2 protein-coding genes are annotated in these 962 nt (G+C 70.3%); both read left to right on the forward strand.

Going from position 1 to position 962, the window contains the following annotated elements:
- On the forward strand, nt 1–499 hold a 499-nt coding region (locus ACFWPJ_RS14970; RefSeq protein WP_378851426.1), incomplete at its 5' end, for a GntR family transcriptional regulator.
- Between the two features lie 63 nt (nt 500–562).
- Nucleotides 563–850: a hypothetical protein gene (locus tag ACFWPJ_RS14975; RefSeq protein ID WP_378851429.1), complete on the forward strand. Its 288-nt coding sequence runs from the start codon at nt 563–565 to the stop codon at nt 848–850.
- Nucleotides 851–962 lie beyond the last annotated feature (112 nt).

Below are 962 nucleotides of genomic sequence, written 5' to 3' on the forward strand. Positions count from 1 at the left end.
GGTGCAGTCACGACTGCACCTGGCCTCGTTCACCGAGGAGATGCGCGCGCTCGGGCATCAGCCCACCACCCTGGTGCTGGTCGCCGAGGAAGCGGTGCCACCGGAGGCCACCGCCCGCGCGCTGCGGATACCCCTGGACGCGCGCGCCTATCACGTGCGCAGGCTGCGGCTGGCCGACGAGGAGCCGGTCAGCGTCGACGACGCCTGGTTCAATCCCGAACTGCTACCCGGCCTGATCTCGCACGATCTCACCGGCTCGATCTACCGGACCACCGCCGACCGCTACGGCCGACCCATCGAGCGGGCCGTGCAGACCGTCGACGCCCAGGCCGCCGAGTCCGGCGTCGCGCTGCTGCTCGGCGTCAAGAAGGGCGCTCCCGTCCTGCATTTCGACCGGGTGTCGTTCAGCGCCGAGGTGCCGATCGAGCACACCCAGAGCTGGTACCGCGCCGACCGCTATCGCGTGCAGATGGAAGTCGGCCGGCCATCGCAGGTATGAAACTGTCATATTTCAGATACTGTATGAGCGCTATCACAGCGAAGCGCTCGGAGGTATCACCCCATGTCCATCCGTAAGTCCACCACCCGGGCAGGCCTGCTGGCCGTGCTCGCCGCGGGCGCCGTACTCGGCACCGGCGGCACCGCCACCGCCGTCGGCGGTATCGATTGGGACCTACTCCCCTCCGGTTCGGTCGAGATCGGCCCGCCCACCGGCAGCTCACTGGGCTCGGTCGACGCCGACTTCGGTAGCGGCACCGGCTCCTTCGATGCCGACCTCGGCTCCAGCGGCCCGCCGCCGCCGTCGACCGGTTCGGCCGTCCTGCCCGGAATCCCCGGCTCGGCAGGCTGATTCACGCCGCGGGGGGGGGCCGGCCGCGCGGGCGCCGGCCGGGCCGCCGGGGGGGGGGGTATTTAAAATATCGTCGCCCCCCGAACCGTCTAACTCTGCTTGTGCGGGGTTG

The sequence above is a fragment of the Nocardia sp. NPDC058497 genome, from assembly GCF_042720195.1.
Lineage (GTDB): Bacteria > Actinomycetota > Actinomycetes > Mycobacteriales > Mycobacteriaceae > Nocardia.